The organism is Pseudomonas juntendi (assembly GCF_021560075.1).
Lineage (GTDB): Bacteria > Pseudomonadota > Gammaproteobacteria > Pseudomonadales > Pseudomonadaceae > Aquipseudomonas > Aquipseudomonas juntendi.
Window position 1 is genome coordinate 1,835,518 of the sequence record NZ_CP091088.1, and the last position, 21,496, is coordinate 1,857,013.

General features: G+C 65.4%; 22 protein-coding genes and 2 pseudogenes. 11 read left to right on the forward strand and 13 right to left on the reverse strand.

Annotated features, from left to right (window positions below):
• Window positions 1-44: 44 nt before the first annotated feature.
• The 8 genes and pseudogenes from L1P09_RS08505 to L1P09_RS08540 form a co-directional block, all read right to left on the reverse strand.
• Entirely contained in the window at window positions 45-263 is a 219-nt protein-coding gene (locus tag L1P09_RS08505) for a hypothetical protein (RefSeq protein WP_021264239.1), read from the reverse strand.
• Window positions 260-1,072 (reverse strand): hypothetical protein, encoded by an 813-nt coding sequence (locus L1P09_RS08510; protein ID WP_021264240.1) that lies wholly within the window; start codon window positions 1,070-1,072, stop codon window positions 260-262. The genes L1P09_RS08505 and L1P09_RS08510 overlap by 4 nt, the downstream gene beginning before the upstream one ends.
• Window positions 1,073-1,354: 282 nt before the next feature.
• Window positions 1,355-1,633 carry a hypothetical protein gene (locus L1P09_RS08515; protein WP_021264241.1) on the reverse strand — a complete coding sequence of 93 codons (279 nt, stop codon included), beginning with the start codon at window positions 1,631-1,633 and terminating at the stop codon, window positions 1,355-1,357.
• A 93-nt stretch (window positions 1,634-1,726) separates the two neighbouring features.
• The gene (locus L1P09_RS08520; RefSeq protein ID WP_021264242.1) at window positions 1,727-2,464 is read right to left on the reverse strand and encodes a DUF5983 family protein; all 738 of its coding nucleotides are present in this window, start codon (window positions 2,462-2,464) and stop codon (window positions 1,727-1,729) included.
• A 210-nt stretch (window positions 2,465-2,674) separates the two neighbouring features.
• A complete protein-coding gene (locus tag L1P09_RS08525) occupies window positions 2,675-3,067 on the reverse strand; it encodes a hypothetical protein (RefSeq protein ID WP_021264243.1) in 393 nt (130 codons plus the stop codon).
• Between the two features lie 21 nt (window positions 3,068-3,088).
• Window positions 3,089-3,313, reverse strand: coding sequence for a hypothetical protein (locus tag L1P09_RS08530; RefSeq protein ID WP_021264244.1), 225 nt, complete (start codon window positions 3,311-3,313; stop codon window positions 3,089-3,091).
• 333 nt (window positions 3,314-3,646) lie between these two features.
• A complete protein-coding gene (locus L1P09_RS08535; RefSeq protein ID WP_021264245.1) occupies window positions 3,647-4,204 on the reverse strand; it encodes a hypothetical protein in 558 nt (185 codons plus the stop codon).
• A 243-nt stretch (window positions 4,205-4,447) separates the two neighbouring features.
• Window positions 4,448-4,999, reverse strand: a pseudogene (locus L1P09_RS08540) (DNA cytosine methyltransferase); the annotation flags it as partial.
• A gap of 341 nt (window positions 5,000-5,340) precedes the next feature.
• Here L1P09_RS08540 and L1P09_RS08545 point away from each other — a divergent pair.
• The 3 genes from L1P09_RS08545 to L1P09_RS08555 all read left to right on the forward strand — a co-directional run bounded on the left by L1P09_RS08545 (window position 5,341) and on the right by L1P09_RS08555 (window position 6,793).
• Window positions 5,341-5,502 carry a hypothetical protein gene (locus L1P09_RS08545; RefSeq protein ID WP_001088011.1) on the forward strand — a complete coding sequence of 54 codons (162 nt, stop codon included), beginning with the start codon at window positions 5,341-5,343 and terminating at the stop codon, window positions 5,500-5,502.
• A gap of 113 nt (window positions 5,503-5,615) precedes the next feature.
• On the forward strand, window positions 5,616-5,915 hold the full coding sequence (locus L1P09_RS08550) for a DUF2293 domain-containing protein (protein WP_001183923.1): 300 nt from the start codon (window positions 5,616-5,618) through the stop codon (window positions 5,913-5,915).
• Between the two features lie 120 nt (window positions 5,916-6,035).
• Window positions 6,036-6,793 (forward strand): IS5 family transposase gene (locus L1P09_RS08555; RefSeq protein ID WP_096144997.1). Its coding sequence is split into 2 segments (ribosomal slippage): window positions 6,036-6,351 and window positions 6,351-6,793, totalling 759 coding nucleotides; the frame shifts between segments, so codons are not numbered across the junction.
• Between the two features lie 12 nt (window positions 6,794-6,805).
• On the opposite strand, the gene L1P09_RS08560 is transcribed toward L1P09_RS08555, so the two are convergent.
• From L1P09_RS08560 to L1P09_RS08585, 5 genes are all read right to left on the reverse strand, one after another.
• Window positions 6,806-7,048, reverse strand: coding sequence for a hypothetical protein (locus L1P09_RS08560; RefSeq protein WP_000376617.1), 243 nt, complete (start codon window positions 7,046-7,048; stop codon window positions 6,806-6,808).
• Between the two features lie 127 nt (window positions 7,049-7,175).
• A complete protein-coding gene (sul1, locus tag L1P09_RS08565) occupies window positions 7,176-8,015 on the reverse strand; it encodes a sulfonamide-resistant dihydropteroate synthase Sul1 (RefSeq protein ID WP_000259031.1) in 840 nt (279 codons plus the stop codon).
• Between the two features lie 378 nt (window positions 8,016-8,393).
• Window positions 8,394-9,359 carry a TniQ family protein gene (locus L1P09_RS08575; protein WP_015460530.1) on the reverse strand — a complete coding sequence of 322 codons (966 nt, stop codon included), beginning with the start codon at window positions 9,357-9,359 and terminating at the stop codon, window positions 8,394-8,396.
• Between the two features lies 1 nt (window position 9,360).
• A complete protein-coding gene (locus tag L1P09_RS08580; protein WP_015460531.1) occupies window positions 9,361-10,293 on the reverse strand; it encodes a TniB family NTP-binding protein in 933 nt (310 codons plus the stop codon).
• Window positions 10,290-11,771 carry a Mu transposase C-terminal domain-containing protein gene (locus L1P09_RS08585; protein ID WP_050157626.1) on the reverse strand — a complete coding sequence of 494 codons (1,482 nt, stop codon included), beginning with the start codon at window positions 11,769-11,771 and terminating at the stop codon, window positions 10,290-10,292. Before L1P09_RS08585 ends, L1P09_RS08580 begins: the two co-directional genes overlap by 4 nt.
• Before the next feature lie 448 nt (window positions 11,772-12,219).
• Between L1P09_RS08585 and L1P09_RS08590 the strand changes: the two genes are divergently transcribed.
• The 8 genes and pseudogenes from L1P09_RS08590 (at window position 12,220) to L1P09_RS08625 (ending at window position 21,364) form a co-directional block, all read left to right on the forward strand.
• Window positions 12,220-12,486 carry a hypothetical protein gene (locus L1P09_RS08590; protein WP_032634101.1) on the forward strand — a complete coding sequence of 89 codons (267 nt, stop codon included), beginning with the start codon at window positions 12,220-12,222 and terminating at the stop codon, window positions 12,484-12,486.
• A 27-nt stretch (window positions 12,487-12,513) separates the two neighbouring features.
• Complete coding sequence (locus tag L1P09_RS08595; RefSeq protein WP_456239198.1) at window positions 12,514-14,043, forward strand: ISCR element clade Ia family transposase; 1,530 nt, start codon at window positions 12,514-12,516, stop codon at window positions 14,041-14,043.
• A 254-nt stretch (window positions 14,044-14,297) separates the two neighbouring features.
• A complete protein-coding gene (locus tag L1P09_RS08600; protein WP_063864599.1) occupies window positions 14,298-15,227 on the forward strand; it encodes an extended-spectrum class A beta-lactamase PME-1 in 930 nt (309 codons plus the stop codon).
• Between the two features lie 185 nt (window positions 15,228-15,412).
• Window positions 15,413-16,942, forward strand: a complete 1,530-nt coding sequence (locus L1P09_RS08605; RefSeq protein WP_446839537.1) for an IS91-like element ISCR24 family transposase — start codon at window positions 15,413-15,415, stop codon at window positions 16,940-16,942.
• A gap of 438 nt (window positions 16,943-17,380) precedes the next feature.
• Window positions 17,381-18,193, forward strand: a complete 813-nt coding sequence (locus tag L1P09_RS08610) for a subclass B1 metallo-beta-lactamase NDM-1 (protein WP_004201164.1) — start codon at window positions 17,381-17,383, stop codon at window positions 18,191-18,193.
• Window positions 18,194-18,196: 3 nt separating this feature from the next.
• A pseudogene (locus tag L1P09_RS08615) lies at window positions 18,197-18,379 on the forward strand (hypothetical protein); the annotation flags it as partial.
• A 271-nt stretch (window positions 18,380-18,650) separates the two neighbouring features.
• On the forward strand, window positions 18,651-20,180 hold the full coding sequence (locus L1P09_RS08620; protein WP_085286952.1) for an IS91-like element ISCR24 family transposase: 1,530 nt from the start codon (window positions 18,651-18,653) through the stop codon (window positions 20,178-20,180).
• Between the two features lie 254 nt (window positions 20,181-20,434).
• Window positions 20,435-21,364: an extended-spectrum class A beta-lactamase PME-1 gene (locus L1P09_RS08625; RefSeq protein WP_063864599.1), complete on the forward strand. Its 930-nt coding sequence runs from the start codon at window positions 20,435-20,437 to the stop codon at window positions 21,362-21,364.
• Window positions 21,365-21,496 lie beyond the last annotated feature (132 nt).

The following is a 21,496-nucleotide window of genomic DNA, read 5'->3' on the forward strand; positions in this document are numbered from 1 at the left end:
ACGGATGGAAGGCCTGCGGGGCAAGTCGCCGGTAGGCTGCGGACTCAGCCGTAGTGCTGCCGGGCGTCCTGCCATGTGACGAAGCGTGCATCCCGGCCGACCGAGACTGGAAGCTCTGCGTCCAAGGCCTCTTCGAGCGAGAAGTGCGTTGCCTGGTCGAACTGGACCCAGCCGAACTCGTTGGACCAGAAACCGGCGCTGTCGCTGGTGGCCGACTCGTTGGGCGAATACACCACCCAGCAGTCATTTGCCTCGGACGTCATGCTGCAACTGCCTGACGGCGCCGGGAAGCCTTGGCATCGATCACGCTCACGTCGATCAGGCGCCAGCGCCCGTCGTCGATAAGCCGCTCCAACACTTCACCGAGCATGTCGAAATACACCTCGTCGTGCCGATCGACCAGTTCGCCGTCGTGATGTAGTTCCACCACGTAGGTGTCGCCCGCGCGGTCGTACAGGATCGTCACCCGGCCCTCGAACTTCGCGGTCGAGACCGTGAAGCTGATCGCCGGAGGCGTTTCGATGATCTTGGACGGCGTGGGATCGACGCAGGTGAAGTCGCGGGCGCCCGCATCGACCAGCATGTGGGTGATGCGACGGAACCCGTCGGGTGCCGGCATTTCTTCCAACTGCTGGATGAGCTGCCCCAGTTCCATGCACTGCGGCTCGGGAATGGGCAGCTTGGCGGGCGCGGAGCCGAGGATGTGCCTGGTGATGGTGTAGGGAACACCGTCCGCGGTCTTCTCGGTGATTACTTCCGGGGTGTCCGCGCGCAGGCCGTCAAAGCGGCGGCGGGCATACGGTTGGACATGTACCTTGGCGCCTTCGCTGGGAACGGTAGTCACCAGGTGGGGATCGAGCACCGCGAACTCGCTGGGCTTGAGCTTGACGACGATGGCGTCGTCGTTGGCCGCGACCACCTTGCCGTCGAAGGGCTGGGGATCGAACGCAAATCCCAGTGACGAGGGTTGCGGCAAGCCGTCGTACACGCGGTAGCTGTAGGTGCGCACGTTGCGGGGCACATGGCCTGCGACAAGCGAAGGCATCAGAGTTTTGACGAGAGAGCGATCCATGGGAATCTCCTTGAAGAAGAACAAGGGATTCCCCGCCCGCAAGGGAGAGGTCCCTTGTGGGTGGATGGACGCGGCGCGTCCGTAGGAAGAAACGACCAGCACGGTTTCCCGCGCGTGCAGCCTTGAAGGTCTCGGCTGCCTGGGCATGTGCCGGCAACGCCGACGAACATGGGGCAAGGATGGCCCTGGACCGGGCTACCCGCCCGCATGAAACGGCACCGCGCCGCACCCGGTTTCTGGCGCTGCGGGCAAGAAAAAGCCCCTCGAAAGGGGCTGGTTGGGTCAGGCTTCGTACACGAAGTAGTGCTCGCGCTGACGCGGGAAGAAGACATGCTTCCACGTGTCGCCGCTGGTGTTACCACCGTCGAACACGACCATTTCGTAGTCGTCGATGTCGGTGTCTGCCAAGTCGGCGCTGGCGATATGGCGCATGTGCAGCGTGCCGTGCGTGCGCTCGAATACCAGGATCTGGCCGATGGCATCGTCCTGGCTCATGGCGTTGACGCAGGCTCCGAGCTGGTGCTCGAAGTCGGGTGCGCGCGAGATGAGGTCGGGGAACATGAGGTTGCTCCTATGAAATGGACCAGCCCGGCTCCTGGGGGAGACGGGCTGGCATGGAGAAACAATGAGGAAGGCCGGCGTGTCGCGCGGCTGCTAGGACTCGGCCAGCGGCAGGCCCAGCAGCGCGGGTGCGTCGGCATCGAAGATGAGGATGCGCACATCGGCTTGGCCGGCCAGTTCAAGGATGTTTGCCAGGTCGTCCGGCATGCCCTTGTTCCGGTGCTCCTGCCGAAGCTGCTCGGCGGTGATGCCCTCGGCGTGCTCCAGGTTCTGATCCGTCCAGGGCGTGGAGATCAGCTTGACGCCGATCGCCGGGCTGTACGGCACACGGAAGGCGATGAACAGCATGGCCTCCGGCGTAGCGATGTCCGCCAGGTCGGCGAGGTAGTGCCAGGTATCGACCGTGATGTGCTCACGGCTGATCTCCCAGCACCGGCTGTAGTAGCCGGTCTCGAAACTCAGGCGCTGCACCACTTCCCGCGCTGCCTCGGCCGAATAGGCATCGCCGACGTGGACTGGGCGGCCGTCGAAGTCCTCGCCATGGATGGCATAGACCACGGCACCAATCACGCCTTCGCCGCTGACGCCTTCACCAGCATCGCATTCGGCCAGCACTTCGTCGCTCAAGGGTTCAGGGCCATTGCTGATCACGGCGAAATCGTTGGTGACGATGCAGGACGATGAAACCAGTTCTTCGTCGGAAAGGAATTGCTGGCTCGCGTGGATGTTGCGCCAAACATGCGGGCTTCCATCGTCGTAGCTGATGCACAGCGTGCGGACGATTTTCAGATTCCAGTAGCCGCGAAGGAAGGGATTAGGATTCTGGGACATGGGATCTCTCCAGATTGAATAATGGAGCCAATCCCCGCCACCGGGAATTGGACCCGGTGGGTTGAAAAATGGAAAAAGCGTCAGGAAGTGCCGACCATGGCGTTGTCAGCACTGCGCTGGACTACGGGAAATAAATGAGGGGCACGGCCTCGTGGGCGCGTGCCCCTCGTGGGGAGTGAACGAAGACGTGGTGGTGTGCCGGAGACCGGCTCACCAGCCGTTGTAGTTCACGAGCAGGTCGGCGAGGACCTTGCGGCGTTGCAGGTCGAGACCGTCGAAGTCCGACAGCCCGTGGAAGTGGCAGCGCTTGAGCATGGCACCGCCCTCGCGCGCGTTGTAGAAGCTGACCATAGCGGACAGGAACATGCGTTCGCCGCTGCTCAGGACGCCGAGGGCATCGTTGAGCCGCAGCATGTTGGGACGCAGATCCCACTTGCTCGTGGCCTGGTTCAGACCTTCACGGGTGCCGTCGCCGAACCACTCGGGGCCAGCGATCTCGACGCCGCGCTTCCATGCCTCGAAGAAGGCTTGGGGCGCGGCAGCGAAATGCTGTTCTTCCCGCATGATCTGATCGACGACTTCCCGCGGCAGTAGCTGGTTCATGACGTGATTCCTCCAGTTGGATCAGGGAATGGCGAGCTGGGACCAGCCGCCTCTTTCGAGGGCACGCCGGGCCGCGGCGTAGCTGCGGAAGTACTCGCGGGATTCCCGCGAAACGGGACCTTCGGTATCGCGCGTGCCGATGTAGTGGCCGGCGGCGCTTTGCAGGACTTCGAGCGGCAGGAACTTGCCGCAGTAGGTCGAGGCCAATTGCCCGAAGGTTTGGCCGAAAGAGGCTTGCTGGGACATGGACGGGCTCCTTGGAAAAGCGGGGCCTCGTCCCTCACGGGATGGCAGCTCCCGCACGCGGTTGATAAAAAGCATCAGCGTCACGAGGACGCGCGTCCGCGGAATTGATGCGATGCGGACTGGCGGGCAACGCGGGAGAGACCCGCGGCAGCCTGGAACCCTGGCTGCTGGCATGTGCTGACCGGAATCAGCGAACATGCGGGCAGCTTCGTGCGCGGGCCGCGTCGCGTTAGTTGGAAAACGGCATCCGGTCCAGCCCCGATTGATAGGCACGGGGAAAAGAAAAAGCCCCGCACGAGTGCAGGGCTGTCAGGAGGGTGCGATGGTGCTGGGTCAGTCGGCCTTGTCGCCCAGCACATGCTGCTTCCACAGGTCGAATGCCTGCTCGGGCGCAAGCTCGGCGAGGATGACGATGGGCTGGGCCTGCCGGGCGCGCAGCGAAGCGAAGTACGCTTTGCGGTCGGCGATGGCCTTGAGCTTGATGCCCTTGATGAACAGCAGTTTGCCGTCCTTGATGAAAAGCACCTTGTTGGCGATGTCGCGGTTGAACGCGGCTCGCACCTTGCGTTCCGCGTGCATGGCATCGGCCAGTTCATCGACCAGGAAGTCGAGCGTCATGTCGATGTAGTGAGGGTCTTCGCCCTCCTGGCCGAGGTGGAGCGGCGCAGGCGGCAGGCCCTTGGCGAAGGCTTCGGCCTGCGCCAGCAGCGCCACCTTGCCGCTGAGCGCACGCAGGAACGTCGAGCCGCCGTGGCCGTCGTTGCGGGCCTCGGCGATGGGAGTGCCGTCGAACACGACGGTGGCGCTGAAGCACATCGTTTCCTCGCTGGCGAAATCTGCCACCTTGAGGTTCTTCAGCGTGATGCGGTCTTGCTTGGTGATGTTGTCCATGGGAAGTCCTGAAATCGACCGGGTGGCGACATGCCCCTGACGGGACGTGGCGGCCATCCCGTGGGTTGGAGAAAAGAGGCATCGATGCCCCGGTGGGCAGCGTTCGCCGGTGAGATGCCGAGGCGAACTGGCGGGTGGCGCGGGGGGAACCCACGGCAGCCTTGACACCCTGGCTGCGGGCTGCTGCCGATACGTCGGCAATGCAGGAGGGAGAATGGCGCGGCCCGCAGGCTGCGTCGCCGATCAATCCGAAGCGGTCGAGCCCGTCTTGTGCAGGCACTGCACCAGGCGCTGGCCCAGCCATGCCATGCACGGGACGGCCATGGAGTTGCCGATTGCTTTGTAGCGCGGCGCATCCGCGGCGGGCTTGCCGCGGTAGGGGATCAGCGTGTAGTCATCGGGCATGCCTTGCAGCCGCTCGCACTCCGTCGGCATCAGCCGCCGCACCCGCCAGTGCGACCAGTCGCCGGGGCCGGGGTCGTTCCAGTCGTAGCGGAAATGCGCCTCGAAGTCGGGGGCCAGCACATGGGGCTTGTCCGCGCCGCCGCCGCTGGTACGCAGTGTGGCCGCTACGCTGCCGCCCAGCTCCGCTGCAAGGCCCTGCTCGCGGCCGCGCAGAGACACGCAGGCCACCATCGGCACGCCGTAGCCCGGCTTGCCGTTGGACAGCACGGTGCAAGCCACCTGGCCATGGCCCGACTCGAAGCGCACTTCACCACGGTTGTTCTGCGCGAAAGCGATGGCGGGTACGACACCGGCGTTCGCATGGCTGTTGCGATGCCCGCCGGCGCGCAGCTGTAAAAACGCAGAAGTGGATGTCCCGCCGCAACACTGGGCGTCCCTGAGTTTGCTCAGTTGTGATGTCCCCGCTATCGCGATGGGCAGCAAGAAGGCGAGCGGTGCGCTCCTCAGGGTCTGTGAAGGGCGCACACTAGGGGTCCCGCCGCAACGCCTCCGGACCGAGTGGTCCCGTCTGAAGCCTACGAGGCGGCGACTGAAATCCTGCGGACCGCCGCCAAGCCATTCGCGCTGGCGCATGTGTTGGCTCTCTCTCCTCCATTACACCGTGTGGCCGTAAAGGCGTAGGCGTCGGACCGGTGTGGCCGGGCGGTCGGGTGTTGTGGTAGTTGGACTGCGTGAACTCCCAAGCCGACAACTTTGACGACGACCAGGAAGCGACCGCCGAGGGCATTGCCGACATTGAGGCAGGCCGGACTATCAGCCACGAGGCTGTGAAAGCCTGGCTATTGTCGTGGGGAACGCCGAACGAACTGCCGCCCCCCAAGGTTGGCGATTAGCTGACGGCAACATCGGAAGGCATGTCGCTGAGCTACCCTTTTGGCGGCCCCCAAGCACCTCATGCGACCCCTTTTGGCGTAGGCCGATGCGAGCGTCTCCTTGGAGGCATCGCATGCAGCAAGGCACATTATTCACCCGGCGGACGGTCGAGCGACATTTTCGCAAACATCAAGCTCGCTGCCCGCCGGAATACCGCGAGATCCTCATCGAACGGATTCTGGCCAAACGGTGGACAGAAGCCTCGCTAGGCAAGGTCGTCGGCATTGTGGCCTCAACCTTCGCCCGCCACCAACTTACCGACTACGATCGACTTTTGGCGATCTCCGGTATGGCTCGCGCCGAGGCGCGGTTAATTGTCAGCCGCGAAGTAAGCGACATTCTAGAAAGCTGGCGCAGCACCGCGCTCCCCTAGCCAAATCGGTGGAGCGAGCCGCGCGCACGCTTATCCGCCGGTGCATGGCTATGCACCCCCGCCCCGTCCCAGCGCCCAATGCGCTAGGGCCTGTTAACACTACGTGCTAACATACTGCGCATGGAACTTACGCCTGCGCAATTCGCGCGTATCGAGGATTGCCTGCCGCGGCAGCGGGGCAATGTGTCGCTGGACAACCTTCAAGTGCTCAACGCGATCCTGTTCGTGGCCGAAAATGGCTGCAAGTGGCGGGCCCTGCCCAAGCGGTTCGGCAACTGGCACACGATCTACACGCGGATGAACCGGTGGGCCAAGGCCGGGGTCCTGGATCGGGTCTTCGAGCGCATGCAGGCCGAACAGCTGGTCCGGGTGCGGCTGGAGGCGGTCAGCCTGGACAGTACGATCGTCAAGGTCCACCCGGACGGCACCGGCGCACGAAAAAAAACGGCCCGCAGGCCATCGGCCGCTCCCGCGGAGGCTGGACCACCAAAATTCATATGGCTGCCGCGGATTCCCGCTGCGCGTTAGCCTTCTCGCTTTCGCCGGGCCAGGCGGGCGATGCCCCAGCCGGTCGCGCCCTGCTGCATGCCCTGCCACCCCTGCCCGCGCGCTGCCATCTGGTCATGGATCGCGCCTACGAGGGCAATGAAACCCGGCAGCTCGCGCTGGATCTGGGCCTGGATCCGGTCGTGCCCCCGCATCCGCTGCGGGCCCAGCCATGGGCGTACAACACCGAGATCTACAAGCGCCGCAACGAAATCGAGCGCCTGTTCCGCCGTCTGAAAGGGTTCCGCCGCATCTTCAGCCGCTTCGACAAGCTCGACGTCATGTTCGCGGCCTTCATCCACTTCGCACTGATCGTCGAATCGTTGCGATAGTGTTAACAGGCCCTAGGAGTAGCTTAAGCACTCCGCTGGCATCGTCGAGACATGGATGCCGTCGCTGCAACTCGCGACTAGGAGCTCGGATCTCAGGACGAAGGTCTCCGCGAATGTCCGGTCGATCCGCGCGACGTCCCAGGCGGGCGTTCCCTTGGCGGACATCCACGCCGCAGCGTCGTGCATCAGCCGCACAACCTCGTCGATATCACCCGAGCAGGCGACCCGAACGTTCGGAGGCTCCTCGCTGTCCATTCGCTCCCCTGGCGCGGTATGAACCGCCGCCTCATAGTGCAGTTTGATCCTGACGAGCCCAGCATGTCTGCGCCCACCTTCGCGGAACCTGACCAGGGTCCGCTAGCGGGCGGCCGGAAGGTGAATGCTAGGCATGATCTAACCCTCGGTCTCTGGCGTCGCGACTGCGAAATTTCGCGAGGGTTTCCGAGAAGGTGATTGCGCTTCGCAGATCTCCAGGCGCGTGGGTGCGGACGTAGTCAGCGCCATTGCCGATCGCGTGAAGTTCCGCCGCAAGGCTCGCTGGACCCAGATCCTTTACAGGAAGGCCAACGGTGGCGCCCAAGAAGGATTTCCGCGACACCGAGACCAATAGCGGAAGCCCCAACGCCGACTTCAGCTTTTGAAGGTTCGACAGCACGTGCAGCGATGTTTCCGGTGCGGGGCTCAAGAAAAATCCCATCCCCGGATCGAGGATGAGCCGGTCGGCAGCGACCCCGCTCCGTCGCAAGGCGGAAACCCGCGCCTCGAAGAACCGCACAATCTCGTCGAGCGCGTCTTCGGGTCGAAGGTGACCGGTGCGGGTGGCGATGCCATCCCGCTGCGCTGAGTGCATAACCACCAGCCTGCAGTCCGCCTCAGCAATATCGGGATAGAGCGCAGGGTCAGGAAATCCTTGGATATCGTTCAGGTAGCCCACGCCGCGCTTGAGCGCATAGCGCTGGGTTTCCGGTTGGAAGCTGTCGATTGAAACACGGTGCATCTGATCGGACAGGGCGTCTAAGAGCGGCGCAATACGTCTGATCTCATCGGCCGGCGATACAGGCCTCGCGTCCGGATGGCTGGCGGCCGGTCCGACATCCACGACGTCTGATCCGACTCGCAGCATTTCGATCGCCGCGGTGACAGCGCCGGCGGGGTCTAGCCGCCGGCTCTCATCGAAGAAGGAGTCCTCGGTGAGATTCAGAATGCCGAACACCGTCACCATGGCGTCGGCCTCCGCAGCGACTTCCACGATGGGGATCGGGCGAGCAAAAAGGCAGCAATGACGCCGTGGCACATTGGCGACTTCCACGTGGAAGTTTCACCGAGCTGACTCGGCTGGAGCATGGGCTTGGTCATGATGCGGTCCTTCGAGTCGAAAAGCCCGGCAACCGATAATGGCTTCCGGGCAACCTTATATGAAGAAATGTCGCATGAACGGCCGACTATGGCAAACATAAACGCCAATTTGGTAGCAAAAAGCCCGCGCGAGAGTAGCGTCGCAACTGTTTGAGATTCATGATGAAAGGCGTCGCGTTAATGAAGACTCACCGTGGCGCAGCGGCAACGCATCCAACACCCAGCGACGAACAGGCGACCGCCGTCAGGGCGTCAGGTAACGGATCACTGGATCGGCATAGGCGAACGGTGATCGGCCATAGCGCCGGTCCGCAAACGCCCAGGACTTCCAGACCCGGGCGTCGGCGCAGTGGCCCACAAACAGCCACGGCCACCCGCGCATCGCCCGGGCGGTGAGGCCTGATAGTCGATGTCGATCAGCGGCCGAAGCGGTCTCGATCTGCTTGGCGGCGTAGGGCGCGGGATCACCGCCCCAACTGCGCGCGACCTCGTCGCGCAGACCCTGCGACCGCTCGCCGCCGCTGAGCACGGTCATCACCTGACGAACCAGGCCGAAATAGGCCAGCGGGTGAATGGCCTCCAAGTCGGTCCGCGGGACGACGTCGGGCGCGAGCATTTCGCTGAGCCGAAACTCGAACTGTAGCGCCTGGCTCTCGGCCGCCATCACCGGGTGGTCGCGCCGATCGGCGGTGCAGATGTGGCACCAGGGATCGGCGCCCCGATGAGGGACCGCGGGCGCGCCGCAGTCATGGCAGCTGTCGGCCAGCACCAAGCCGTGGCGAGGACAGGTGCTGGCGATCGCCAGGCGCCAGCGACGCCGATAGTAGGGCTCGGCGTCCTCGGTCAGGCAGAGGGGGCACCACTGCTGGCCCGGCCGCCGGCGGGTGCGGTGATGAATGCCCACGGGCAGCAGCCACTGGGTCGCCCCCGTGACCCGGACCTCTTCGAACAACGTGCCGACCCAGGGCCGGAAGGTCGTCAACTCCGCGACCTGCGCATCGACCCCGGTATGCGCGACCAGCCCCTCCATGAGCCGAGGCGGCGCCAGCCCGTCGATGTCGCGATTCCAGATCTGCAGCCCGGGCCAGACGGCGTGACAAAAGCTATGCAGCTTGGCGGAGTTGCCGAGCGCGATCCGCCGCAGCCAACTAGAGAGCAGTTCGTCGGCCTGCGGGCGGGGACGCCAAGGCCACAGACGCAGGTCCGACATCTCAGAGCGGCGGCAGCGAGGCGGCTCTGAGGAGGACGTCCTCCCGCTGCCGCCGAACCGATGGCCTCACATGGTTCAGCGAGCGCAGCAGCGGAAGATCAATGCGCTCTTTCTCTGAGCGGATGGCCATCAGGGCGGCGCGGCGCACCAGATAGGCGATCTCGCGCGTGGTCCCCTCCGACTCGTTGATAATCCAGGTCGCGATCTTGTCATCGGAAAGCCCGGAAGCGTGGCGAAGCGGCAGACAGGTCTCCAGGCTGTTGAGCAGGCCATAGGTCTGTTCGTTATGACCCCAGACCTCGAGTCGATGCGGCTCGAACCGGCGCTCGATCTGCGGGTCCCACCGAAGCGTGCGCAGCGCGGCGATCGTGCCGCACCCGACGATGGTGATGCCGAGGTCATTGCCGAGCAGCTTGATTGTCGCCAGCGCCTCTTCGCGTTGTTTGCGATTGCCCTTCTCGATGTGATGCAATTCGTCGATGACCAGGATCTTGACCCCGCTGGTTCGGAGCAGTCTGAGGACGTCAGGATAAAGGGTGTCGGTGCTCGCGCTCTTGCCGTAGGGCGCGTTGAGTTGCCCAAGGATCCGCACCAGCAGCCCTCGGGCAGAACCGGTCGGCCCCATGCTCACGACCAGCACCGGGACGTTGGCCTTGGACGCCCTCGGATCGTCCGGGAGGTTCTGCAACTTGGCGAAGCGCTTGACGATTTGGCTTTTGCCGATGCCCGACGGCCCCCAGATCAGGATGTGGCTGTCGCCTTCGGTCGGATAATCCTCCAGCGCCTCCTGAAGCCGCTCGGTGATCGCATCGGCGGCGGCGTAGCGGATGAAGACTTTCTGCCGGATCAGGTTGAGCCGCTGGGCGGTGTTGTCCGCCTCAAGCGCCTCGCGGGCGGCCTTGGTGAGGCGGCGGTCCTGCGAGATGAGGATCATTCGTCGATCTCATAAAAGATGTCGCGACGAACCGGAGCCTGCGGCGCTGGCGGTGCGTCTTCGGAGATGGGCGCATGCGGCGTGAGTTCGGCGGTGACTTGTTCGCCGACCCGCCGACGCTCCTGCTTCAAGCGACTCCTGTGTCGCTTCTTCGCGTTCTGTGCGTCCTGCTCCAGCAGGCGTTGGCGCTCCATTGACGCCATGATGGTCGCCATGTCCGGCTTGTCGCCGATTTGGGCGACCAACCGCTTGCGGGTCTCGTTGAACTCCCACACCGACACGTTGGGAAGGGTAATCTGCTCGCAGCGCAGCTCGCAATAGGTCCCCTCGATTGGGTGGAGGAAGTAGATGCGTGAGGCGTCGTAGGGGTTTCGGCGGACGACGAACTTGCGTTGCTCTCCAGCGTCCAGGAACGGCCGCAACACCTCGTCCCAGTATTCGATATTGTCCCAGCGCATGCCGTAGCGCTCGATCGTCCGGTCTTCGATGTCGGCGAAGTCGAGATAGAGCTTCTGCTTGTCAGCGATGATCGGCGGGAGGCCGGCGCCTGCACGCTTCTCGGTGCCATAGATGCCGCGCTCCCAGGCCAGATCCGGGCGCTGCTTGGTCGTGCTGTGCGGCCGGACGTGATACTGGCCGCAGATGAACTCGAGCATCCAGACCTCTAGCTCATCGAGGGTCATCTCGGCCGCCTCGTTCGGATTGCGGGTCTTGACCTTGTCGAAGCCGCGATCACGGGCGGTTGCTGCGGGGAGCAGCCGCATCTGGTCCATCGCCGTGCCCATGAAGCGTTCAATGATGCCGCCGAAATGGACCAGCCCTGGCGGGCGATGCTCGGGCGGCGCGATGCCGTATTCCCTGCACCCATAGAACAGGGCGCGTGACCAAAACTCAGCTGCGTTGTCGAGATAGACGCTATTGGGCGTGCCATACATCGGCCATGGGAGTGGAACGCCGACGCGCTCCAGCCACTCATCCTTGGGCGTCATCACCCGCGTCATGCACTGAGCGACGGTCGAGGCGTTTGGATATTCCCAGGTCAGCACGAACGCGAGGACGGCTCGGGTGCATTCGTCGAGCGCGATAGTGATCCAGGGACGGCCGACATGCTCACGGTCGAAAGCGCTCGCGCAGACCACGTCGACGAGCGTGTGGTCGATCTGGATACGCTCAAGTGGAAACGTCGTTTCGGGCGTCTTGCCTCGGATATGCTCGTATCGCTCACGAGCCACCTTCTTTCCGTACTTCAGGCCGACGCGCTCACGCGCCGGAACGCCGGCGAAGCGGCTTCGCAACGTGTTGTGCGAGGGCGGTATCAAGCCCCGCCGCACGCAGCGGTTTCGAATCTCGGCGAATGCGTGATGGTTCTTGGCCTCCTTGCGATGACGGCTGAACTCCAGCCGCACCTCGGTGATGACTTCCTCGACGCGGAGGTCGAGCCGCAGCCGCCCCCGCCCGCCGCTCCGCCCGCGCGGCAACAGGCAGGTTCCGCGCCGGTGATGCCCGCTATTGCTTCGGCCATGACTTCGATCAGCGCCGCGTCGATGCCACGGGCTCCACGCTCAGTGAGCGCCTCGCAGGCCTTGAAGGCGCGCAGGGCCGTGGCCAGTTGCCCCGCCGTCAAGTGCGTGATCGCAACACCATCGCATGGCAGGCCCAGTCGGCGGCAGGTCTCTTGTTTGATGCTCATGAATTAATCCTTGTTGATGCGCGGCCAAGCAGGCGTTGCATTTCGGTGTGCAGCACGGATTGCCCGAATGCGTACAGGTGCTCGCGCACGCGCTCGGCATCGTTCTTGCGGAATGCGCTCGTGCCCACACCGAAACCCGTGCTGCTCCTGATCCTCGATGGCTGGGGCCATACAGTGTTACTAACTTACTACGCGCCACCCCGACGCACTCTCGTTGCCCACAAGGAGGCGGCGACGTGGGCAAGCTGTTCGAGAGGGTAAGGGAAGCGCGCTGGATGACCGGGCTATCTCAGGACGCCTTGGCTCCGGTTGGCCCGGTCGTCAGGGAACCGGACCGCGCCAGCGCGGTCCGATCCCGGCAACGACCCGACATCAAGGCCCCAAGGACGGGGCCGGAGCCCGGCAGCGATGCCGGGCTTTTTGTTGTGCCCGCGCCGCGGCAATGTCTGACGCGAAGATCAGAACGCACCGATACGAACGTGCGAACACAGGCGCAACACTGAGCAGCCGTCCCCGCACCGGAGCGCTGCGTGCCGCGCCTCGCCACATCCCGGCGGCAAGCCGCGGGATGCGCGCCACTGCCGTCCGCCCACACCGGTTCGCGGTACGCGCGCCACGCGCCCGAGCGCACGCTGCTGTACGCGTTGGTAGAGGCGCACTACCCGGACTTCATTGCACGGATCGAAGCGGAGGGCCGCTCGCTGCCCGGGTATGTCCGCGAGGCGTTCGATGCCTACCTGCGTTGCGGCGTGCTCGAGCACGGCTTCCTGCGGGTGGTGTGCGAGCACTGCCGTGCAGAGAGGCTGGTGGCCTTCTCCTGCAAGAAGCGCGGGTTCTGCCCGAGTTGCGGCGCGCGACGCATGGCCGAGAGTGCGCGGCACCTGGTCGAGGAGGTGTTCGGCCCGCGGCCGGTGCGGCAATGGGTGCTGAGTTTCCCGTACCCGTTGTGCTTCCTGTTCGCCAGCAAGCCTGAGGCGATCGGCCCGGTGCTGGGCATCGTGCATCGTGTGATCGCCGGTTGGCTTGCCGATCAGGCCGGCGTGCCGCGGGATACGGCGCAATGCGGCGTGGTGACCCTGATCCAGCGCTTCGGCAGCGCGCTGAATCTCAACATCCACTTCCACATGCTGTGGCTCGACGGCGTGTACGAGGACACCACCGAGCGTCCGCAGCGCAAGCCGCGCCTGCACCGCACCCGTGCGCCCACATCGGCGCAACTGACGGAACTGGCCAACACCATCGCGCATCGCGTGTGCCGGCACCTGACGCGCAAAGGCTGGCTGGAAGGCGAGGACGAATCCGTGTTTCTGTCCGACAGCGCGGCGGGCGACGACGGCATGGACGCGCTGCGGATGAGTTCGATCACCTACCGCATCGCCACCGGTCGCGACGCTGGCCGCAAGGTCGTCACGCTGCAAACATTGCCCGGTGACGCAGGCTCGCTGGAGGGCGACGCCGGCAAGGTCGGCGGCTTCTCGCTGCATGCCGGCGTGGCCGCGGAAGCACACGAAAGCCACAAGCTCGAAAAGCTGTGCCGCTACATCACGCGCCCGGCGATCAGCGAGCAGCGGCTATCGATCTCACCGCAGGGAAGGGTGCGGTATCAGCTCAAGACGCCATGGCGCAATGGCACCACCCATGTCGAATGGGATGCGGTCGACTTCATCGCGAAACTGGCCGCACTGGTCCCGCCACCACGCGCGCATCTCACCCGCTTCCACGGCGTATTCGCCCCGAACGCGAATCTGCGCGCGCAGGTGACGCCATCGGGGCGCGGCAGGCGGCCTGCGAGCGATGCAGTGCCGGTGGACGTCAGCGCCCACGACGAGCCGCGCAGCCCCGAGCAGAAGCGCCGTGCGATGAGCTGGGCGCAACGGCTCAAGCGGGTCTTTTCCATCGACGTCACCACCTGCGCCCACTGCGGCGGCGCGGTGCGGATCGTCGCCAGCATCGAAGACCCCAAGGCCATTCGCGCCATCCTCGCCCACTTCGAGAAACACCGCGCGCTGGAGCAAGCGCACTACCGGCCCGCAGCGCGCGCCCCGCCGCCGGCCGCGTGACGAGGTGCCGGCCACACAGCCGGCAGCCAAGCCAGAGTCCGATCCGATGCGGCCACGACCCCGCAGGGCTGCGCTCGGCCCTGTGCCGGGATTCGGTGAGAAATGGCTACGCACTGAGCCGCTGCGTGGCCCCGCGATGTCGAAAACCCACGCATGAACCCCCGATCTGTGCCCGATCTGTGCCCAAAGCGGCGCTTGCGCGGCCGCTTATGCGGGGTGCATCATGGCCGCCCCTTCGCCAAGGTTCGCAGCCGATGTTCCTTTACTTCACACAGATCCGCGCATGGCCGCTGGCCGCATTGCTGCTGTTTATGCTGGCCGCATGCGCTGGCGCGCCGCGCGCTCCCGATGACGCAACCGATACCGCAAGCGATGCGCTGGCGGCACTGGAACTGCGCAACGGCGGGCGTCTGGGCGTGTTCGCGCTGGATGCCGGCAGTGGCCGCAGTCTGGGCTGGCGCGAAGACGAGCGCTTCGGCATGTGCTCGACATTCAAGCTGCTGCTGGCGGCCACGGTGCTGGATGCGGCACGGCAGGGCCGGCTCGACGGCACCGCACCGATCCACTTCAGCGATGACGATCTGGTGCCGCATTCACCGGTGCTGCGCGAACACTTGGCCCTCGGCAGCAGCACGCTGACCGCACCCGAACTGGCCCGCGCCACCCAGCTGACCAGCGACAACGCCGCCGCCAATCTGCTGATCCGCAAGTTGGGCGGGCCGGAAGCCGTCACCGCACTCTGGCGCGCCAGTGGCGATGAAGTGAGCCGGCTGGACCGGCTGGAGCCAGACATGAATCTGCTGCCGCCCGGCGACCTGCGCGACAGCACCTCGCCGCGCGCGATGGCGCAGCACGTGGCCCGTCTGTTCACCTCCGAGATGCTCGTACCCGAAGACCGTGAACGCCTGCGCGAATGGATGGTTGAAACCGGCACCGGCCTTGCCCGCCTGCGCGCCGCCACGCCACCGCACTGGCAGGCCGGCGACAAGACCGGTTCTGCAATCGCGCCGCTGATGCCGAACAAGACCCACGATGTCGCGGTGTTCTGGCCGCCGGGCCGGGCGCCGGTCATCGTCGCCGCGTATTACGAATCCGATGCCCACCATGCCGGCAGGATCCGCGCGCAGGACGAGGCCGTGCTGGCGCAGGTCGGGCGTATTGCGGTGGCCTGGGCGGGCGATTGAAGCGAACAGATGACGCACGACCCGACATCAAGGCCCCAAGGACGGGGCCGGAGCCCGGCAGCGATGCCGGGCTTTTTGTTGTGCCCGCGCCGCGGCAATGTCTGACGCGAAGATCAGAACGCACCGATACGAACGTGCGAACACAGGCGCAACACTGAGCAGCCGTCCCCGCACCGGAGCGCTGCGTGCCGCGCCTCGCCACATCCCGGCGGCAAGCCGCGGGATGCGCGCCACTGCCGTCCGCCCACACCGGTTCGCGGTACGCGCGCCACGCGCCCGAGCGCACGCTGCTGTACGCGTTGGTAGAGGCGCACTACCCGGACTTCATTGCACGGATCGAAGCGGAGGGCCGCTCGCTGCCCGGGTATGTCCGCGAGGCGTTCGATGCCTACCTGCGTTGCGGCGTGCTCGAGCACGGCTTCCTGCGGGTGGTGTGCGAGCACTGCCGTGCAGAGAGGCTGGTGGCCTTCTCCTGCAAGAAGCGCGGGTTCTGCCCGAGTTGCGGCGCGCGACGCATGGCCGAGAGTGCGCGGCACCTGGTCGAGGAGGTGTTCGGCCCGCGGCCTGTGCGGCAATGGGTGCTGAGCTTTCCGTACCCCTTGCGTTTCCTGTTCGCCAGCAAGCCAGAAGCCATTGGCCCGGTGCTGGGCATCGTGCAGCGCGTGATCGCCGGCTGGTTGGCCGATCAAGCCGGCATCGACCGCGCCAGCGCCCAGTGCGGCGCGGTGACGCTGATCCAGCGTTTCGGCAGCGCGCTGAACCTGAACATCCACTTCCACATGCTGTGGCTCGACGGCGTGTACGTGGAAGCCACCGAGCTGCCGCGGCGCGAACTGCGCCTGCACCGCGCCCGTGCGCCCACCACCGCGCAGTTGACCCAGCTGGCAGCTACCATCGCGCACCGGGTGTGTCGGCACCTGACGCGCAAAGGCTGGCTCGAAGGGGAGGGCGAATCGGCCTTCCTGGCAGACAGCGCTGCAGGCGACGACAGCATGGATGGGCTGCGGATGAGTTCGATGACCTACCGCATCGCCACCGGTCGCGACGCTGGCCGCAAGGTCGTCACGCTGCAAACATTGCCCGGTGACGCAGGCTCGCTGGAGGGCGATGCCGGCAAGGTCGGCGGCTTCTCGCTGCATGCCGGCGTGGCCGCGGAAGCACACGAAAGCCACAAGCTCGAAAAGCTGTGCCGCTACATCACGCGCCCGGCGATCAGCGAGCAGCGGCTATCGATCTCACCGCAGGGAAGGGTGCGGTATCAGCTCAAGACGCCATGGCGCAATGGCACCACCCATGTCGAATGGGATGCGGTGGACTTCATCGCCAAGCTGGCGGCACTGGTCCCGCCACCTCGCGCGCATCTCACCCGCTTCCACGGCGTATTCGCCCCGAATGCAAACCTGCGTGCGCAGCTGACGCCCTCGGGGCGCGGCAAGCGGCCTGCGGGCGATGCGGCGCCAGTGGACGTCAGCGCCCACGACGAGCCGCGCAGCCCCGAGCAGAAGCGCCGTGCGATGAGCTGGGCGCAACGCCTCAAGCGGGTCTTTTCCATCGACGTCACCACCTGCGCCCACTGCGGCGGCGCGGCGCGGATCGTCGCCAGCATCGAAGACCCCACCGCCATCCACGCCATCCTCGCCCACTTCGAGAAGCACGGCGCCCTGGAGCAAGCGCACTACCGGCCCGCAGCGCGCGCCCCGCCGTCGGCCGCGTGATGAGGCGCCGGCCACTCAACCGGAAGCGAAAGCAGAATCCGATCCGATGCGGACACGACCCCGCGGGGCTGCGCTCGGCCCTGTGCCGGGATTCGGTGAGAAATGGCTACGCACTGAGCCGCTGCGTGGCCCCGCGATGCCGAAATCCCACTCACAGACGTCCGATCCGTGCCCAAAACGGGGCTTGCGCGACCGCCGCCTACCCAGCAGACTGCCCGAAAAGGGCGTTTGAACTTCCTATACGCAGAAAGGCGTTAGATTGGCTTACACCATTAGAGAAATTTGCTCAGCTTGTTGATTATCATATGGCTTTTGAAACTGTCGCACCTCATGTTTGAATTCGCCCCATATTTTTGCTACAGTGAACCAAATTAAGATCATCTATTTACTAGGCCTCGCATTTGCGGGGTTTTTAATGCTGAATAAAAGGAAAACTTGATGGAATTGCCCAATATTATGCACCCGGTCGCGAAGCTGAGCACCGCATTAGCCGCTGCATTGATGCTGAGCGGGTGCATGCCCGGTGAAATCCGCCCGACGATTGGCCAGCAAATGGAAACTGGCGACCAACGGTTTGGCGATCTGGTTTTCCGCCAGCTCGCACCGAATGTCTGGCAGCACACTTCCTATCTCGACATGCCGGGTTTCGGGGCAGTCGCTTCCAACGGTTTGATCGTCAGGGATGGCGGCCGCGTGCTGGTGGTCGATACCGCCTGGACCGATGACCAGACCGCCCAGATCCTCAACTGGATCAAGCAGGAGATCAACCTGCCGGTCGCGCTGGCGGTGGTGACTCACGCGCATCAGGACAAGATGGGCGGTATGGACGCGCTGCATGCGGCGGGGATTGCGACTTATGCCAATGCGTTGTCGAACCAGCTTGCCCCGCAAGAGGGGATGGTTGCGGCGCAACACAGCCTGACTTTCGCCGCCAATGGCTGGGTCGAACCAGCAACCGCGCCCAACTTTGGCCCGCTCAAGGTATTTTACCCCGGCCCCGGCCACACCAGTGACAATATCACCGTTGGGATCGACGGCACCGACATCGCTTTTGGTGGCTGCCTGATCAAGGACAGCAAGGCCAAGTCGCTCGGCAATCTCGGTGATGCCGACACTGAGCACTACGCCGCGTCAGCGCGCGCGTTTGGTGCGGCGTTCCCCAAGGCCAGCATGATCGTGATGAGCCATTCCGCCCCCGATAGCCGCGCCGCAATCACTCATACGGCCCGCATGGCCGACAAGCTGCGCTGAGCCATGGCTGACCACGTCACCCCCAATCTGCCATCGCGCGATTTCGATGTGACAGAGGCGTTTTATGCGAAGCTGGGCTTTGCGACGAGTTGGAAGGATCGCGGCTGGATGATCCTGCAGCGCGGCGGTTTGCAGCTCGAATTCTTCCCCTATCCTGACCTCGACCCAGCTACGAGCTCGTTCGGCCCCACCATGCCGGCAGGATCCGCGCGCAGGACGAGGCCGTGCTGGCGCAGGTCGGGCGTATTGCGGTGGCCTGGGCGGGCGATTGAAGCGAACAGATGACGCACGACCCGACATCAAGGCCCCAAGGACGGGGCCGGAGCCCGGCAGCGATGCCGGGCTTTTTGTTGTGCCCGCGCCGCGGCAATGTCTGGCGCGAAGATCAGAACGCACCGATACGAACGTGCGAACACAGGCGCAACACTGAGCAGCCGTCCCCGCACCGGAGCGCTGCGTGCCGCGCCTCGCCACATCCCGGCGGCAAGCCGCGGGATGCGCGCCACTGCCGTCCGCCCACACCGGTTCGCGGTACGCGCGCCACGCGCCCGAGCGCACGCTGCTGTACGCGTTGGTAGAGGCGCACTACCCGGACTTCATTGCACGGATCGAAGCGGAGGGCCGCTCGCTGCCCGGGTATGTCCGCGAGGCGTTCGATGCCTACCTGCGTTGCGGCGTGCTCGAGCACGGCTTCCTGCGGGTGGTGTGCGAGCACTGCCGTGCAGAGAGGCTGGTGGCCTTCTCCTGCAAGAAGCGCGGGTTCTGCCCGAGTTGCGGCGCGCGACGCATGGCCGAGAGTGCGCGGCACCTGGTCGAGGAGGTGTTCGGCCCGCGGCCTGTGCGGCAATGGGTGCTGAGCTTTCCGTACCCCTTGCGTTTCCTGTTCGCCAGCAAGCCAGAAGCCATTGGCCCGGTGCTGGGCATCGTGCAGCGCGTGATCGCCGGCTGGTTGGCCGATCAAGCCGGCATCGACCGCGCCAGCGCCCAGTGCGGCGCGGTGACGCTGATCCAGCGTTTCGGCAGCGCGCTGAACCTGAACATCCACTTCCACATGCTGTGGCTCGACGGCGTGTACGTGGAAGCCACCGAGCTGCCGCGGCGCGAACTGCGCCTGCACCGCGCCCGTGCGCCCACCACCGCGCAGTTGACCCAGCTGGCAGCTACCATCGCGCACCGGGTGTGTCGGCACCTGACGCGCAAAGGCTGGCTCGAAGGGGAGGGCGAATCGGCCTTCCTGGCAGACAGCGCTGCAGGCGACGACAGCATGGATGGGCTGCGGATGAGTTCGATGACCTACCGCATCGCCACCGGTCGCGACGCTGGCCGCAAGGTCGTCACGCTGCAAACATTGCCCGGTGACGCAGGCTCGCTGGAGGGCGATGCCGGCAAGGTCGGCGGCTTCTCGCTGCATGCCGGCGTGGCCGCGGAAGCACACGAAAGCCACAAGCTCGAAAAGCTGTGCCGCTACATCACGCGCCCGGCGATCAGCGAGCAGCGGCTATCGATCTCACCGCAGGGAAGGGTGCGGTATCAGCTCAAGACGCCATGGCGCAATGGCACCACCCATGTCGAATGGGATGCGGTGGACTTCATCGCCAAGCTGGCGGCACTGGTCCCGCCACCTCGCGCGCATCTCACCCGCTTCCACGGCGTATTCGCCCCGAATGCAAACCTGCGTGCGCAGCTGACGCCCTCGGGGCGCGGCAAGCGGCCTGCGGGCGATGCGGCGCCAGTGGACGTCAGCGCCCACGACGAGCCGCGCAGCCCCGAGCAGAAGCGCCGTGCGATGAGCTGGGCGCAACGCCTCAAGCGGGTCTTTTCCATCGACGTCACCACCTGCGCCCACTGCGGCGGCGCGGCGCGGATCGTCGCCAGCATCGAAGAACCCACCGCCATCCACGCCATCCTCGCCCACTTCGAGAAGCACGGCGCCCTGGAGCAAGCGCACTACCGGCCCGCAGCGCGCGCCCCGCCGTCGGCCGCGTGATGAGGCGCCGGCCACTCAACCGGAAGCGAAAGCAGAATCCGATCCGATGCGGACACGACCCCGCGGGGCTGCGCTCGGCCCTGTGCCGGGATTCGGTGAGAAATGGCTACGCACTGAGCCGCTGCGTGGCCCCGCGATGTCGAAAACCCACGCATGAACCCCCGATCTGTGCCCGATCTGTGCCCAAAGCGGCGCTTGCGCGGCCGCTTATGCGGGGTGCATCATGGCCGCCCCTTCGCCAAGGTTCGCAGCCGATGTTCCTTTACTTCACACAGATCCGCGCATGGCCGCTGGCCGCATTGCTGCTGTTTATGCTGGCCGCATGCGCTGGCGCGCCGCGCGCTCCCGATGACGCAACCGATACCGCAAGCGATGCGCTGGCGGCACTGGAACTGCGCAACGGCGGGCGTCTGGGCGTGTTCGCGCTGGATGCCGGCAGTGGCCGCAGTCTGGGCTGGCGCGAAGACGAGCGCTTCGGCATGTGCTCGACATTCAAGCTGCTGCTGGCGGCCACGGTGCTGGATGCGGCACGGCAGGGCCGGCTCGACGGCACCGCACCGATCCACTTCAGCGATGACGATCTGGTGCCGCATTCACCGGTGCTGCGCGAACACTTGGCCCTCGGCAGCAGCACGCTGACCGCACCCGAACTGGCCCGCGCCACCCAGCTGACCAGCGACAACGCCGCCGCCAATCTGCTGATCCGCAAGTTGGGCGGGCCGGAAGCCGTCACCGCACTCTGGCGCGCCAGTGGCGATGAAGTGAGCCGGCTGGACCGGCTGGAGCCAGACATGAATCTGCTGCCGCCCGGCGACCTGCGCGACAGCACCTCGCCGCGCGCGATGGCGCAGCACGTGGCCCGTCTGTTCACCTCCGAGATGCTCGTACCCGAAGACCGTGAACGCCTGCGCGAATGGATGGTTGAAACCGGCACCGGCCTTGCCCGCCTGCGCGCCGCCACGCCACCGCACTGGCAGGCCGGCGACAAGACCGGTTCTGCAATCGCGCCGCTGATGCCGAACAAGACCCACGATGTCGCGGTGTTCTGGCCGCCGGGCCGGGCGCCGGTCATCGTCGCCGCGTATTACGAATCCGATGCCCACCATGCCGGCAGGATCCGCGCGCAGGACGAGGCCGTGCTGGCGCAGGTCGGGCGTATTGCGGTGGCCTGGGCGGGCGATTGAAGCGAACAGATGACGCACGACCCGACATCAAGGCCCCAAGGACGGGGCCGGAGCCCGGCAGCGATGCCGGGCTTTTTGTTGTGCCCGCGCCGCGGCAATGTCTGACGCGAAGATCAGAACGCACCGATACGA

Bases quoted from the DNA above. Each gene is read 5' to 3' on its own strand.
- L1P09_RS08530 (WP_021264244.1), bottom strand. From the start codon at position 3,313: ATGTCCCAGCAAGCCTCTTTCGGCCAAACCTTCGGGCAATTGGCCTCG.
- L1P09_RS08550 (WP_001183923.1), top strand. From the start codon at position 5,616: ATGCAGCAAGGCACATTATTCACCCGGCGGACGGTCGAGCGACATTTT.
- L1P09_RS08505 (WP_021264239.1), bottom strand. From the start codon at position 263: ATGACGTCCGAGGCAAATGACTGCTGGGTGGTGTATTCGCCCAACGAG.
- L1P09_RS08515 (WP_021264241.1), bottom strand. From the start codon at position 1,633: ATGTTCCCCGACCTCATCTCGCGCGCACCCGACTTCGAGCACCAGCTC.
- L1P09_RS08600 (WP_063864599.1), top strand. From the start codon at position 14,298: ATGTTCCTTTACTTCACACAGATCCGCGCATGGCCGCTGGCCGCATTG.
- L1P09_RS08625 (WP_063864599.1), top strand. From the start codon at position 20,435: ATGTTCCTTTACTTCACACAGATCCGCGCATGGCCGCTGGCCGCATTG.
- L1P09_RS08520 (WP_021264242.1), bottom strand. From the start codon at position 2,464: ATGTCCCAGAATCCTAATCCCTTCCTTCGCGGCTACTGGAATCTGAAA.
- L1P09_RS08525 (WP_021264243.1), bottom strand. From the start codon at position 3,067: ATGAACCAGCTACTGCCGCGGGAAGTCGTCGATCAGATCATGCGGGAA.
- L1P09_RS08560 (WP_000376617.1), bottom strand. From the start codon at position 7,048: ATGGACAGCGAGGAGCCTCCGAACGTTCGGGTCGCCTGCTCGGGTGAT.
- L1P09_RS08510 (WP_021264240.1), bottom strand. From the start codon at position 1,072: ATGGATCGCTCTCTCGTCAAAACTCTGATGCCTTCGCTTGTCGCAGGC.
- L1P09_RS08580 (WP_015460531.1), bottom strand. From the start codon at position 10,293: ATGATCCTCATCTCGCAGGACCGCCGCCTCACCAAGGCCGCCCGCGAG.
- L1P09_RS08535 (WP_021264245.1), bottom strand. From the start codon at position 4,204: ATGGACAACATCACCAAGCAAGACCGCATCACGCTGAAGAACCTCAAG.
- L1P09_RS08610 (WP_004201164.1), top strand. From the start codon at position 17,381: ATGGAATTGCCCAATATTATGCACCCGGTCGCGAAGCTGAGCACCGCA.
- L1P09_RS08575 (WP_015460530.1), bottom strand. From the start codon at position 9,359: ATGTCGGACCTGCGTCTGTGGCCTTGGCGTCCCCGCCCGCAGGCCGAC.
- sul1 (WP_000259031.1), bottom strand. From the start codon at position 8,015: ATGGTGACGGTGTTCGGCATTCTGAATCTCACCGAGGACTCCTTCTTC.